A 13,578-nucleotide genomic window follows, 5' to 3' on the forward strand; every position below is an offset into this window, starting at 1 on the left:
GGTAATAGCCATTATACGATGTACGCACATCGTCTTAACGAGTTTGATAATGCCACATCTAACTGAAAACGAAACCTTTTTCTTTCATTTTTATTCTAAGTGCTCGCATAACCACCACTACGCTAGTTTTTCAATCATATCTGCCAGTTTGAGAGTGAATAAAATGTGACTAAACTCTCGTTAAGCTCAAGGTCTAACGTCGCAGTTAGTTTATTATTTTTTGAGAGGGAGTTTGGGGTGAATTTATAAACCGATATTGAATGTTATTTCCTCAGCAATGCAGGCAAACTCTGAGGTTGAACGTGTTAACACAATCGAGATTTAAGCCAAATTTATAAGTGCGTTTATAACAATGAGGATGCATCGATTTAACTTACGAACGATTCGTATTATTCATTAAAGTAATCCCAAATGAGTAGAGTGATACACGCCTCTGTGCGTTCGCAGAAAAAAGTAACGAATTTAGTTGATAATTCACGCAAAAGTCTCGTCATTCCGTCTGTCGTTTGGTACATTTGCCGCACATTTTGTCTCGCCTAAAATACCCATGCCTTCTCAGTTCAGAATTAACAAAATTGTTGAAATTGGTGACACTCTTCACCGCAGCGGCTGTGCTCCCTATAAGCTTGAAAAGTACACACAATTCTATGCAAAAAAGCATGGTGTGGATGTGATGATCCAAGCAACGCCAACCGCGATTAATTATCAATTTCCAGACGATAACAACGCCGTTATTCTCAAGCGCCTAAAGCCTGCTTCAATTAACCTGAGTTTGTTGGCAAATACCATCATTCGTATTAACCAACCGAGCAGTGAGCCAGTGCCAGAGCCTGTCGGCTACTCTAAGTTTGTGACCGCACTAGCTAATATGGGCATTCCACCAGCGTACTTGATGCTAGTCGGCAGTACGTTGGAAGCGGTTGGCTTTTCTGCGTTATTGGGCTTGATGGTTTGGGTATGTCAGCAAGTCCTGCATTCACGTCGCGCAATTGCGGTTGAATTTATCTCTGCATTATTGACGGGTATCTTTGTGGCGTTTTTGGCAAGCACTGGTTTGCCAATCCCTGTGTGGGCGTTGTGTATTGCGTCAATCGTCTTGTTTGTCCCCGGATTATCGATAGCTAACGCATTAGAATGTTTGGCGTTTAACGATCTCGTCTCGGGTACCAGTTTGCTAGGGCAGAGTGCCTTAACGCTGATCAAGCTGTTTGTTGGAATTATCATGGGTCTCAATATTGGTGAAGCGATATGGGGACAAGCAGTTTCTATCGACTATACCAATGCGGTGCCAGTGTGGATGCACATATCAGGCTTGGTGTTGATCTCTGTGTCTATCGGTGTGATGTTCAATGCTCGCCCTAAAGACATCTTACTTGGCTTGCCAGTTGCGGTTCTGGGTATGTGGGGGCCATTCTATCTTGGTTTTGATAGTGGTTGGGTTGTGGGTACTTGGGTAACCACCGTTCTTATCACTTTATATGGGACTTGGATTGCTAAAAAAATGGAGCTCACAGGGTCTATTTATATCGTGCAAGGGATCATCATCTTGGTTCCGGGTAGCCGTGTATTGGTGAGTGCGAGCCAATCGGTGTTCGAACAATCTATCTTGCCGATCCCTAGTATCGGTTTATCGGCGCTGTTTATGTTCTCTGCGATTGTGGCAGGGCAAATCACAGCGTACTCGATCTATTCACCAAAAGTGGAACGTTAATCTGACTAGATTACTGCTGCCGTTCAGGCACACTCGTTTCCTCAACAAACACAGCTCGATGGCTGTGTTTGTTCGTTTTAGAGCCGCTCTTTTCCGACGTTAGGTTTATCTTGAGATAATTGGTTGGATTTGTGCTCGCTAAGCCTAGCAAGAGTCATTAAAATGGACGTAAATTCTATTTAAATGAAGTATTAACGTATGTCTTTACCTCCTTGTCCGCAATGCCAATCTGAATATGTCTACCCAGACCAAAACAACCTAATCTGCCCTGAGTGTGCCTATGAATGGAATCCGGAAGAAGAACGTTTAGAAAGAGAAGCTGCGCGTGTTAAGGACGTGAATGGTGTTGTATTAGAAAGCGGCGATAAAGTTACCTTCATTAAAGATCTAAAAATTAAAGGCAGTTCTTCTGTACTGAAAATCGGTACCAAAGCGGTGATTCGACGCATCAATGAAGGTAAAGATCACCAGCTAGATTGTAAGCTTGATGGCGGCGGTGAAATGTTGGTGACTGCAAAGTACGTGAAAAAGCAGTAACCATTCTTTCGGACGGTTGTCGTAAATGTTCAATGCTTTTGGGCCGTTATTGAGCATACTGACTGGAAAACAGAGTCAAACTCAAACGTTAGAGAATCAAAATGATCAGAGAATACAGCGCAGCCGACACCGAAACGGTTCTAGATATCTGGCTTACGGCTTCCATTAAGGCGCACAACTTCGTGGCGCCTGAATTTTGGGAGTCGCAAGTGGGTAATATGCGCGACATCTATCTTCCTGCATCACGAACCTACGTGTTTCAAGTTGATGGTAAAGTTCGCGGGTTTTATTCACTCTATGAAGGGTTATTAGCGGCTATCTTTGTCTGCCCTGAGCATCAAGGGAGTGGCATTGGGAAGCACCTCATGCAACATGCCAAGCTTGAATGCCCGAACTTGTCTTTGAATGTGTACAAAGAGAATCAAGCGACCATTGATTTCTACCTTTCTCAAGGCTTTAACATCGTAAGTGAACAAGCCGACGAGCACACAGGGCACCGAGAGTACACCATGCAGTTAGCCTAGCGTTGGGCTTAGTGAATAGTCAGACGAGCATTAGGCAGGAATAGAAGTTATATGGATATAGTCAAAGCCGACATGGCGCACTCGAATGCGTTCCACCATTATGTAAACGCTTGTATCGATGATGGACTGGAAATCTATACCGGTATTTCTGATGGTAGCGATACGTATTTAAAAAGGCGAATAGCTTATTCAAAAGGTGAGTGTTTGCCTGAAGGGTGGACGCCAGCTTCAACTTACTTTTGTATCGAGTCTGGTCAGATTCTTGGCGTGATTAGAGTTCGTCACGGCACCAGTGAATATATTCATGACGTTATCGGGCACATCGGCTATGAGACTCTGCCACAAGCAAGAGGGCGAGGTATCGCCAGTCATATGCTGTCTTGGGTTCAGCGTCATATACTTACAGAAAGCGCTATTATTACTTGTGAGTACGGCAATATTGCTTCGCAAAAAGTGATTGAGAAGTGTGGCGGCCAGTTCTTAAATACCTTTTATTCAGAGCAAGATCATCAAGAGGTGTTGCGCTATCAGCTAGACCCAAAATGAACACTAAAGTATGGCACTTTCTTAAGTTCACCTACTTTCCGTTAGTGAAATTTTATTAAATAGAAGCCACCATTGATGGTGGTTTCTTTGGTTATAGTTCATCGATTATTGTTGGGTATATTTTGAAGTATTCGACAAGACCCGCTCAGTCACCAGATTATGAATTTCTGTTCGAGCTAAAAAAGGCGGCTGAATTTGAGCCAATCAAAGCTGTTTTTGGCTGGGATGACCAAATTCAACGAGATATACACGCTGAAGAGTGGGCAGAGGAAAGGCCTGAAATCATTGAGTATCAGGGCAAAGTGATTGGCAGTGTGTTGCTGCAAGACAAAGGTGACTACTTCTACTTTTGCCGATTCTTCTTGTTGCCTGAATATCATGGCAAGGGCATTGGTAGCCAAATCCTCACCGATTGCTTAGCTTACGCAGACAAGCTCAGTAAGCCAGTTGAGTTGTGTTACCTGAAAGGTAATCGAGTTGGAGAACTGTATTTAAGATTTGGTTTCGAAATCACCTCGCAAAACGACCAGTTTGTATATATGTGGCGTAAATAGACATTCATTCAAAATGATCACACCGTGTCTGTAACTTGATAGGCACCTGACACCCATCTAACGTAAAACCTTGTAAAGCTCCATATGCTTGATGACTAAGTGATTACACTTAGAACAGATCGAGCGTAAGGGAGTGTGCAATGAATTATTACCCAACTTCAAAAATTGTGGGTGAACAAAGGTTTGGTTTTGGGCCTAGATTAGGTCAAACAGCCTATTATTCGCCTTTAGAACAGTTGGATAAAAAGCCATTTATTCATCAGTCCATTCATGCTTTACCCACAACCGAATCTATCCTGATAACCGTCGGCGAGAATCTTGAACAGCGAAAGAAAGCCAAGGGTGATGAGCAAAAGATGCAAGCAATGAAGAAAGAGGTACAGTCTTTTCTTCGTTCTCACTACCGACAACAAGCTCAAGCTCGCCATCTGCAAAGCGTTGAAACGCCTTATGGTTTTCAAGAGCGCATCATTCAGTTTTGGAGTAACCACTTCGCCATCTCGGTCGATAATCGAAAATTAATGCCCTTGGCCGCCAGCATTGAAAACGATGTGGTTCGCAAGCATTGGAATGGTAATTTCAGCGACATGCTGATGGCTTCTTCAAAACATCCAGCCATGCTTCTTTATCTAGATAATCAACTCTCGATTGGGCCCAATTCCAAAGTCGGTAAGCGCCGTGATAAGGGGCTGAATGAAAACCTCGCTCGTGAAATTCTAGAACTCCATACCCTAGGTGTTGATGGTTCCTATACCCAACAAGATGTAATTGCCTTGGCGAAGGCGATTTCGGGGTGGGGCATTAAATTCCAATCCCCAAACGCTGGTTTTCGATTTGCTAATAACCTCCATGAGCCCGGCAGCATTACCTTACTTGGAAAATCCTACTCCCAATCCGGTATCTCGCAAGGGGAGTCGTGTTTGCAAACCTTAGCGACTCACAAAGACACAGCGAAACATTTGGTTGATAAGCTTTGCCAGCATTTTATTGGTGATACGCCTAAATACCTTTCAGAAAAAATGGTCGCGACCTATCTAAAAGGTAATGGTGAGTTACTGCCCGTTTACCGCTTGTTACTGGGAAGCACAGAGGCAAATGAACCCAAGCCCAATCGATTTAGACCGCCGAAAGAGTGGCTATTTGCGGTACTTCGCAGCGCTGACATTCCACTTAACGACAAGCAAGCACTGAATACTCTCAACACATTAGGCCAACCACCTTTTAAGCCGGGTTCACCGGCAGGGTGGTCGGATCAAGACAGAGACTACAACAGCCCTTCGGCATTAACTCAACGTATGCAAGTCGCTAATAGGCTCGCCTCAATCGCGATAAAATCGGCTAAGACCTCGGGTACAAAACCAAAGGCGGTAGTGGATGACGTGATCGCAGCTTTATATGGCGATGCGATTGATGAACATACTCAAATTGTATTGAGCAAAGCCGACAGTGCTGCAATGCAACTTTCCCTGTTGTGGTTAAGCCCACAGTTTCAATATCGTTAGGAGTGGGTATGAAAAAGACAAACGGTTCGCAGAATATGAAGTCGCAGAGTCATGAGCCACACGGTCACGGCCTAGAAAATATTAATCGCCGCCAGTTCATTGGCATTGCTACAGCTATCGGTGTGAGTGCGATGTTGCCATTTCCAAGCTTTGCCAAAACACGTTCAGACAATATCTTTGTTTGGATCTCACTGCGTGGCGCGATGGATGGGTTAAACGTTGTGGTACCTCATGCAGATCCTGATTATGCAGGTCTAAGACCGAATATTGGTTTAAAGCCTAATCAGCTACTTAAGCTAGATAGCTTCTTTGGGTTGCACCCATATCTTAAAAGTTGTCATCAATGGTATGAAAATAAAGAACTTAGCTTTGTTCACGCTTGTTCAACCGCTTATCGAGAGCGTTCTCATTTTGATGGGCAAAAGATATTAGAAAACGGTACTTCCGATCCTTTTAATACAGAAGGGTGGCTTAACCGTTTGCTCACGCTGAGCTCAGGACAATACGATGGAATCGCGATTGATTCCGGCCTGCCGCTCATCATGCAGGGTGAATCTACCGTGGCAAGTTGGTATCCAAACCGCTTGAAAACACGCGATAAACAAACAGAGCTACTTGAAGAACTTTTTCAGAGTGACCAAATGCTGTCTGCTAATTTAGAAAGCGTCATGAAGATAGATGAGTTGGTGGGTGGCCAAGGTGTTGGCAAACAATTTAAGTCATTGATGAGTAAAACGGGCGACATCTTAGCTGCTGATAACGGGCCAAATATTGCAGCACTCGAACTCGGTGGCTGGGATACTCACGCCAATCAAGGCAGCGTCAATGGTAGGTTGAGTAACCAACTTAAAACCTTGGATGCAGGGTTAGCGGCGCTTAAGGAATCGTTAGGTTTACGCTGGAACAACACAGTGATAATAGCCGCCAGTGAGTTTGGTCGAACTGCCAAGGAAAACGGTACAAAAGGTACCGATCATGGTACAGGTAACGTCATGTTGGTTGCTGGTGGAGCGATGGTTAATAAGGCTTCAAACACATCGAGTTCAGGCACTTCTGGGGGACAAGTGATCGCTAGCTGGCCGGGGTTAAGCTCACAAAACCTTTATCAAGGGCGAGATCTCAAACCAACCACTGACATGCGAGGCGTAATCAAAGGCGTGCTAAGTCAGCATTTGTCGATAGAAACGAAGCAGCTCGACACCATCTTCCCTGATAGTGAAATGGTAAAGCCACTTCAAATGATATGAAGTGGCTAGAAACTTAAATCAACGAGACTTTTAATATGAGAACTGTCAGTTGAATTATAAAATAATGCTAACTATATCAATATTTTATCAATCTGTGTTTTCGGTCTGGATTTTTAATGATAGGGTCGCCGAATAATTATATTGATAAGAATAAAGGCTTTATATGAATAAGTTTCTGATTGTTGCATTATCTGCGGCTGCGAGTATTTCAGGATGTAAAAGCGTTCCTACTTCGGCTACAGACACATTGTCAGAACCGCAAGGTAACGGCGCATTAGCTATCGCGACCGATATATCAAAGTACGATTCAACTTACCCGTGTGTAACATTCTCGTTTGATATACAAGAAAAAGTCGATGGTAAATTGGTTGGTTCTGAACCACAGACCTTACGTTTATTTGTGTATGAAGATACAAAGTACGCACTGTTTGATGGTATAAAACCGGGAAACTATGTATTAACACAGTTTCGATGCAATATGCGTCGTGGTCTTGTTGCCAACGATGGAAGATCGTTTCTTAGTCTTGATCTAGAAACTGAACATACCATTAAGGCTAATACAATAACGATGTCTTCTAACTTCATTCACGCGACTCAAGATGAAGATCGTTCCTTTGCTTTACAGGTTGGTATTTGGCAACCGAATGATGCTGTGCATTTCCAGAATCTACTGACGAACGAAGTGAGTAACAAATGGGAAGTGAGTGACTTTGAAGGTTAGTTAAGTACATCACTATGGCAGTCTCCATTGCTGCCATAGTGACTGTGACTGTGACTGAACGAGTTATTTTAATGCTAACGCTAAACCAAAGGATATCAATCCAGCTCCACACGCCTGATTGAGCCTTTTCTTGGCTTTCAACAAGTGTTTTTGCAGCGTATTCGAAGTAAATAACATCGCGACAATTCCGAACCATAAGCCGTGAAGAACAATCATGTAAAGTCCATAGCCGAGAGCGACATGTTGGTTCGCAGCATCGGGTGAAATGACTTGGCTGAAGATACTCAAGAAGAACAACATGGTTTTGGGGTTGAGTACGTTACACAGAAAGCCTTGTGTCAAATAGCGCCAAGTACTGATGTTCTCAGACGTTCCTTCCATTGGTGCGAGTTTGCTGTCTGCGCTTAAGATGCCTTTTATGCCGAGGTAAATAAGGTAAGCGGCACCAGCGTATCGAATGATGTCGAAAATCTGCTCATTCTGTGAGATTAAGTAACTAATACCTAGCATTGAATAACTGATGTGAACGCAAATCGCTAGGCTGACCCCTATTGCTGTCCAAATGCCTGCTTGTCTTCCTTGATTGACGCTGTTCTTCAAAACTAAAACGAAATCAGCACCAGGGCTTATAACAATCAATAGTCCTAATACCGCTAAGCTCAACCACTCCATAAATACTCCAACTCTCTTATTTGATGAGCCGTCATTGTATGGTTTTTATTTGCTGCCTATAATCGAAATGAATTCCATTAACCTGTGAGAAATAATCACAAATGAGGCACCTTAAAGCATTTCATGTTTTCCATGTCGCAGCTCATTCTACGAGTTACAGCGACGCGGCAGAAAAACTCAATATTACCCATGGTGCGGTGAGCAAACAGATCAAAGTTCTGGAAAACTATTTGTCTCAAACTCTGTTTTATAAGCAGGGTCGAAATGTGTGTTTGACCAAAGAGGGTGAGTTACTTAAAGGTTACACAGAGCAAGCGTTTCAGGCGTTGGATACGGGCGTTAAAAAGCTCAACCAGCTTAATAACCATGCGTTAGAAGTTTCGTGTGAACCGACTTTAACCATGCGTTGGTTAATGCCACGTTTAGGTGAGTTCTACGCCGAGTCGGGCATCGATGTTCGTTTATCCACAGCTGGTGGGGCTGTGAATTTAGATGCGACTGGCCTCGATATGGCGATTCGCCGAGATGACTTTAAATTGACCGAGAGTTACAAACAGATACCGTTAGTCGAAGAGTGGGTAGGCCCTGTGTGTTCCCCGGATTACTGGCAACAGGTTAAAGATTATCTAGGTGATGTGAAATTACTGCACAGCAGCACACGACCAAATGCTTGGAGTCATTGGGCGTCTATCACTGAAGGCACAAATAATAGCGGAGTATTGTCACAAGCTGCTTCCAACCAGACATTTGCACACTTCTATTTTTGCTTTCAGGCAGCTGTCGATGGGTTAGGGGTAGCACTTGGGTCTTATCCACTTGTGGCCGATGATCTTGAAAGAGGTAACTTGATCGCGCCGTTTGGTTTTGTACCTTCTGGTCACCAATACATATTGCTCACACAAGATAGCTATCAGGATGAGTCAGCTAATTCATTCGTAGCTTGGTTAAAGAGCGAGTTGTCGCAGTGTGTTCCAGTTATCAAAAACACATAGACTCCTTACATCAGGAGCTAGTTACCCCTTGATACAGAGTGTTTAGCAAGCGCATGAGGTGGAACACCAAACGCTTTCTTGAAAGCACTAGTGAAGTTAGAAGGGTGTTGATAACCCGCTTCATAGGCTGCCTCAGTTATTGAAACTAAGCCACGCTCTAAGTGTTGGCGCGCGATATCTAGACGTCGGTGGCGAATATAACCGTTGATAGTGAGGTTGTAAGATTGCTTAAATCGACGCTGAAGGTTAGAAATGCTCATCGAGAATTTACTCGCGATGCTTTCAAGACTGAGTGGCTGATCTAGATTTATTTCAATGTAGCTGATGATATCTTCTATTTTGGCGTCGAACCCCTTTGCCACTGGAACGTCATCATTGTTTTCATCCAATCCAACGTCCTGAAATATGCTGTTTGCACTGGTGCTTGTATCTTCCGAGGTACACTCTTGGCAACATTGTATCGGCATCTGAGAAAGAGTTTGAGCGATCAATTGTTGGGTCAACGTCTCGACGACGAGCTTGTCTTGAAAGTTGGTCGGTGTCGCTTGGCTGGTTAATCTGTTCGTTAATTGAATGATGTCAGGGTTTAGCTCTAACTCGTAAAACGCTTTGTGTGAATCTAGGAATGACTTGCTAGAACAGTGGTCGCTTAAACGAGGCTCTATCCATTGTGGCTTAACCAAGATGTTGACCTTATTCATCTTGTTGTCTTGGATTAACGAGCGCCTAAAGTTAGCTGGTTTGGCTAAGTTTACCACCACGCCTTGTGGCTCATTGCTGGCATCGAGATCGAACTCAAGATCGTCGTAGCCAAAGGTGAGTTTCCCTTCGAGAAGAATGGTAATCAAGATAGCGGAGTGAGCCGTCGATACGATGTTGCTGTCTACTAATTCAATACAACGACCGCCATGCACAAAGATTTGGTCATTGTATTGGTAAGAAAGGAATTTGCCTTCAGCAAGTGATGTCTGCTTGGTTTGACCTTGTGTCACGATAATCTGCTTTTCAGTCTGTTCTAGCTTCTTGGTCAGAGCGACTTTTTTAGTTAACGCAGGTTTTTTCGTTAGCATAGATTTGTTTGTTAACACTGGTTTGTTCGTTAACACAGTTTTCTTGTTTAATTCGACTCTTTCGGCCACAGCCGTTTCGGCAAGTTTAGTTTGCTTTGATGTTACTTCACTCATTTGACCGTTCCTCATAACACCTGTGCGTTTCTGCATAAGCAAATCATCTGTGCATTTATAAATTACAACTCTATCATATTTGCGAATTATTATCATTTACATCTAGGATTGAATTTATGGAAAGCCCAGTCAACTCAACAATCAAGCTTTCAGCCCTCTGTATTGCAATTGCCAGCGCGTTTAGTAGCCCGGTGATTGCAGAGGAAAACACATCGCACTTTGATGAAGTTGTGGTGTGGGGAACGAGAGTATCAAGCAACACCGAATCTATCATTGCCGATGACATGTCACTCAAGCAAGCTGACCATATGTCGGATCTACTGCGTGAAATTCCCGGTGTTGATGTTGGGGGAACGCACTCGGTCAACCAACGAATTACCATCCGTGGCTTAAGCGAAACTGACTTAGATATTCGACTCGATGGTGCTTCTCAGCACGCGAACATGTTCCACCATATTGGTAACCTCACTCTTAACCCAGACATCTTGAAATCGGCCGATATCCAAGTAGGTAACAACTCGGTTACGCAAAATGGGTTAGGCGGTTCGGTGCTGTTTGAAACTAAAGATGCGAAAGATCTGCTTCGTTATGATGAGAGCTTTGGTGCTCGTGTTTATGGCGGCTATGCCACGAACGCAAGTCAGCAAGGTTCTTTAACTGTGTATGGTTTGTTGTCGGATAAGGTCGATGCCATGCTCTACAGCCATTACATGAGTAGAGATGATTTCGAAGACGGCGACGGCAATGAAACCTTCGGCTCAGAAGGGGACGTGTATAACATTCTCGGTAAGATTGGTTATGAACCGAGTGACTTACACCGCTTTGAACTCTCTTATGATCTCTACCGCGATAGTGGTGATTACAGCCCGCGTCCAGATATGTCTGGCGGTGCGAACGAAGGCTTGTCTAACGATATTCTCATTCCTACCGATTACGATCGTGACACTATAACGGCTAGCTATGAACTGCGTGGCGAAAATCACCAAGGTAACGTGACTCTGTATAACACAGAGACAGAGATTCAGCGTGATGAAAGCGTTATGGCGCCACGTTGGCCATCGAATCGATTGTCTAACAACACCGCGAAGAACCAAAACTTTGGCTTGAATGCTAAGTTCCAATCGGACTATCGCTTGATGTCGTTTGATAACATCGCGACCTATGGTTTTGACTACATGGACAAGTCATCGAGCAGCTATTACGGCAGCAGTAAGTTTATGGACGAGTCAGCAATTTCTACCGCCCTTTTTGTTGAAGACCAGCTCTACTTTACCCAAGCCTTCTCTATCACTGCGGGTGTCCGTTTTGATGATTATCAACGCAAAGCCGAAACCGGTAACGACGACTTTGACGACATGACGTGGTCGTTGGCAACGCAATGGGATGTGACTCAAGATTGGACCTTGTTTGCCAGCACTCGCTCGTTGTTCAAAGGGCCTGAGTTGATGGAAACCTTTATCGCTTATCAAGATGCTGCATTTTTAGCGGACGATATTAAAGCCGAAACCGGGCAGAACACGCAAGGTGGCGTGCGTTTTGATAAGCGTTTAGATAACCACTTCATCGGCGCAAACCTAACCGTGTTCCAAACCAATATTGATGATTATATAGCTGAAGAGTATCAACCCGCGAACCAGAGCTATTTGATTTACAATTTAGGCGACGTCGAGATAAAAGGCTTCGAGGCAAGTTTGTCTTATGGCTATGAGATGTTTAACAGCAAACTGTCTTATGCGCGTTCAGATACGAAAAATAAAGACACAGGTGGTGCTGTTGCGGGTGGTAACGGACGCAGTATTGATATGGGTGACAGCATCACGCTAACACTGGATTATCAGTCTGAAGCGCTAGAAACGATCTTTGGTTGGAACTCAATGTTGGTGAAAGACGAAGATAATGTATTCGATGGTCAGCCAATCAAAGAGGGTTACGATGTTCACAACCTGTATGCTCAGTGGGTGCCATCAAATGTGGATGGGTTGTCTGTCACCTTTGGTATCGATAACGTGTTTGATGAGCAATACACGTCACACGCATCTCGTTCAGGCACAGCAAGAGGCTTTACCTTGGATGACTATGAACCTGGCCGTAACTACAAACTGTCTGCCGCGTATCAGTTCTAAAAAAGACTTAAACTTGTGGTTTAGTTAGCGCGATAGACTCACGGTCGTAGGGATCCGCAAAGTTTATTGTTCAAGACTGAAGCTATTCTTTTAAGTCGGTCGTTTAAAGTATTCATTTAAGTCACGCGTTTTAGTGATTACTTTAGGTGACTAGTGAAAAGAAAAGCGCCTCTCGAGCAAGGAATCGAGAGGCGCTTTAATTTTTGGAGAGCTAGCAGTTTTTGGAGAACTAGCCGTTTGGGTGATTCTAGTCATTTCATGAAAGCCAAATAGCTCTATTCAATTGGTAGACACAAAACACCGCCATTGATATCGACTTGGTTTAGCCATTCCGTTGGAATTGCGCCGTCTTCTTCGTAGAAGCAGGCTGCTAATACCGCGCCAATCACGATCGCACGTCCGCAACTATCACCGCCACATAAGATGTTATCTCGAATGCCTTGTTTAAAGCTTTGAGCGCCAGCAATGATGCGAATCAGCAATGGGAACGCGGCACTCAATTCACAATGCAGTCCAAACTTCTTCGCGGCATCTGTTATTGAAAGCTCAGGTTCAGCCAGTGCTTCATCGATTTGATCGTGTATAAATTTGCTGCAGGTTTGTCTTACCATTTCTACCGATTGTAGTGGTGAGTTACCTTGTATTGCGGCTTGAATCAGTAGGGTGATGGCTTGTGCCCACTCTACGGCTCTATCATTATTATTAGTGACTCGAACCGCACTCTCGACCATAGCCGGTAAGGTGTGAGAAGTGTAGGTACATGCCACTAAAGGTATAAGCTTTGAAACCGCAGGTAATTGGGTGTCATCAGCGCCACAGGCTGTGATTGGGGCATCGGCTAGCTCTAATTGATGTATGTTCAGCAAGCTCATACGAGTCGCTTTATCAATGTAGCCTTGCCAACTGCCACCAAAGTCAAACCAGAAACGGAAGTGCTTAATGTAACTCGCTTCATCGTAGTGTTGATTGTCGACTAGGCTGTCGACCATCGCCAATAACTGAGCACCGTATTGCGATTGATCACCTGCGGTTTTTCCTTGGTGCGCGAAATACCCTTTGTCTTGATAATCGAACTGGTTTGGTGAACGAAATTCTGGCTCAAAACCAGCAACCTGTAAGATCTTCTCTTGGTCATACAGCCAATGTAGCCCCATTGAAGCGGCGTCTCCAACCAATGCGCCCACAACGGCGCAAAAAGCTCTTTGTTTATGATTGTCCATGCTGAGTGAAGTCCTTGAGAAGAATCAATGAAATTGGGTACTGAA

13 protein-coding genes are annotated in these 13,578 nt (G+C 44.0%); 10 read left to right on the top strand and 3 right to left on the bottom strand.

All coding sequences use genetic code 11. From position 1 onward, the window contains the following. Positions 1 to 547 precede the first annotated feature (547 nt). The 8 genes from BCT49_RS12835 to BCT49_RS12870 all read left to right on the top strand — a co-directional run bounded on the left by BCT49_RS12835 (position 548) and on the right by BCT49_RS12870 (position 7,342). Positions 548 to 1,711, top strand: coding sequence for a threonine/serine exporter family protein (locus BCT49_RS12835; RefSeq protein WP_076654024.1), 1,164 nt, complete (start codon positions 548 to 550; stop codon positions 1,709 to 1,711). A 198-nt stretch (positions 1,712 to 1,909) separates the two neighbouring features. Next, a complete protein-coding gene (locus BCT49_RS12840; protein ID WP_004731484.1) occupies positions 1,910 to 2,248 on the top strand; it encodes a zinc ribbon domain-containing protein YjdM in 339 nt (112 codons plus the stop codon). Positions 2,249 to 2,349: 101 nt separating this feature from the next. Continuing rightward, complete coding sequence (locus tag BCT49_RS12845; RefSeq protein WP_102435643.1) at positions 2,350 to 2,772, top strand: N-acetyltransferase; 423 nt, start codon at positions 2,350 to 2,352, stop codon at positions 2,770 to 2,772. A 51-nt stretch (positions 2,773 to 2,823) separates the two neighbouring features. Beyond that, entirely contained in the window at positions 2,824 to 3,318 is a 495-nt protein-coding gene (locus BCT49_RS12850) for a GNAT family N-acetyltransferase (RefSeq protein ID WP_102435645.1), read from the top strand. Positions 3,319 to 3,440: 122 nt separating this feature from the next. Then, a complete protein-coding gene (locus BCT49_RS12855; RefSeq protein ID WP_102435647.1) occupies positions 3,441 to 3,872 on the top strand; it encodes a GNAT family N-acetyltransferase in 432 nt (143 codons plus the stop codon). A gap of 140 nt (positions 3,873 to 4,012) precedes the next feature. Beyond that, complete coding sequence (locus BCT49_RS12860) at positions 4,013 to 5,374, top strand: DUF1800 domain-containing protein (protein ID WP_102435649.1); 1,362 nt, start codon at positions 4,013 to 4,015, stop codon at positions 5,372 to 5,374. 8 nt (positions 5,375 to 5,382) lie between these two features. Continuing rightward, complete coding sequence (locus tag BCT49_RS12865; protein WP_198595856.1) at positions 5,383 to 6,621, top strand: DUF1501 domain-containing protein; 1,239 nt, start codon at positions 5,383 to 5,385, stop codon at positions 6,619 to 6,621. Positions 6,622 to 6,784: 163 nt separating this feature from the next. Beyond that, on the top strand, positions 6,785 to 7,342 hold the full coding sequence (locus BCT49_RS12870; RefSeq protein ID WP_102435651.1) for a hypothetical protein: 558 nt from the start codon (positions 6,785 to 6,787) through the stop codon (positions 7,340 to 7,342). A gap of 63 nt (positions 7,343 to 7,405) precedes the next feature. On the opposite strand, the gene BCT49_RS12875 is transcribed toward BCT49_RS12870, so the two are convergent. Further along, positions 7,406 to 8,014, bottom strand: a complete 609-nt coding sequence (locus BCT49_RS12875; RefSeq protein ID WP_102435653.1) for a LysE family translocator — start codon at positions 8,012 to 8,014, stop codon at positions 7,406 to 7,408. A gap of 101 nt (positions 8,015 to 8,115) precedes the next feature. Between BCT49_RS12875 and BCT49_RS12880 the strand changes: the two genes are divergently transcribed. Then, positions 8,116 to 9,006: a LysR family transcriptional regulator gene (locus tag BCT49_RS12880; RefSeq protein WP_102435655.1), complete on the top strand. Its 891-nt coding sequence runs from the start codon at positions 8,116 to 8,118 to the stop codon at positions 9,004 to 9,006. Positions 9,007 to 9,023: 17 nt separating this feature from the next. Here BCT49_RS12880 and BCT49_RS12885 read toward each other — a convergent pair whose 3' ends face one another. Further along, positions 9,024 to 10,286, bottom strand: a complete 1,263-nt coding sequence (locus BCT49_RS12885; protein ID WP_102435657.1) for a helix-turn-helix transcriptional regulator — start codon at positions 10,284 to 10,286, stop codon at positions 9,024 to 9,026. Between the two features lie 20 nt (positions 10,287 to 10,306). Between BCT49_RS12885 and BCT49_RS12890 the strand changes: the two genes are divergently transcribed. Continuing rightward, complete coding sequence (locus BCT49_RS12890) at positions 10,307 to 12,313, top strand: TonB-dependent siderophore receptor (RefSeq protein WP_102435659.1); 2,007 nt, start codon at positions 10,307 to 10,309, stop codon at positions 12,311 to 12,313. Between the two features lie 275 nt (positions 12,314 to 12,588). Here the strand turns inward: BCT49_RS12890 and BCT49_RS12895 are convergent, their stop codons facing one another. Then, the gene (locus BCT49_RS12895; RefSeq protein ID WP_102435661.1) at positions 12,589 to 13,533 is read right to left on the bottom strand and encodes an ADP-ribosylglycohydrolase family protein; all 945 of its coding nucleotides are present in this window, start codon (positions 13,531 to 13,533) and stop codon (positions 12,589 to 12,591) included. Positions 13,534 to 13,578: the final 45 nt, after the last annotated feature.

The organism is Vibrio lentus (assembly GCF_002875945.1).
GTDB classification, from domain to species: Bacteria; Pseudomonadota; Gammaproteobacteria; order Enterobacterales; family Vibrionaceae; genus Vibrio; species Vibrio apostichopi.

What these genes read in the sequence shown, in the direction of transcription:
- BCT49_RS12835 (WP_076654024.1), top strand. Translation starts at nt 548, where the DNA reads ATGCCTTCTCAGTTCAGAATTAACAAAATTGTTGAAATTGGTGACACT.
- BCT49_RS12840 (WP_004731484.1), top strand. Translation starts at nt 1,910, where the DNA reads ATGTCTTTACCTCCTTGTCCGCAATGCCAATCTGAATATGTCTACCCA.
- BCT49_RS12845 (WP_102435643.1), top strand. Translation starts at nt 2,350, where the DNA reads ATGATCAGAGAATACAGCGCAGCCGACACCGAAACGGTTCTAGATATC.
- BCT49_RS12850 (WP_102435645.1), top strand. Translation starts at nt 2,824, where the DNA reads ATGGATATAGTCAAAGCCGACATGGCGCACTCGAATGCGTTCCACCAT.
- BCT49_RS12860 (WP_102435649.1), top strand. Translation starts at nt 4,013, where the DNA reads ATGAATTATTACCCAACTTCAAAAATTGTGGGTGAACAAAGGTTTGGT.
- BCT49_RS12865 (WP_198595856.1), top strand. Translation starts at nt 5,383, where the DNA reads ATGAAAAAGACAAACGGTTCGCAGAATATGAAGTCGCAGAGTCATGAG.
- BCT49_RS12870 (WP_102435651.1), top strand. Translation starts at nt 6,785, where the DNA reads ATGAATAAGTTTCTGATTGTTGCATTATCTGCGGCTGCGAGTATTTCA.
- BCT49_RS12875 (WP_102435653.1), bottom strand. Translation starts at nt 8,014, where the DNA reads ATGGAGTGGTTGAGCTTAGCGGTATTAGGACTATTGATTGTTATAAGC.
- BCT49_RS12880 (WP_102435655.1), top strand. Translation starts at nt 8,116, where the DNA reads ATGAGGCACCTTAAAGCATTTCATGTTTTCCATGTCGCAGCTCATTCT.
- BCT49_RS12885 (WP_102435657.1), bottom strand. Translation starts at nt 10,286, where the DNA reads ATGATAATAATTCGCAAATATGATAGAGTTGTAATTTATAAATGCACA.
- BCT49_RS12890 (WP_102435659.1), top strand. Translation starts at nt 10,307, where the DNA reads ATGGAAAGCCCAGTCAACTCAACAATCAAGCTTTCAGCCCTCTGTATT.
- BCT49_RS12895 (WP_102435661.1), bottom strand. Translation starts at nt 13,533, where the DNA reads ATGGACAATCATAAACAAAGAGCTTTTTGCGCCGTTGTGGGCGCATTG.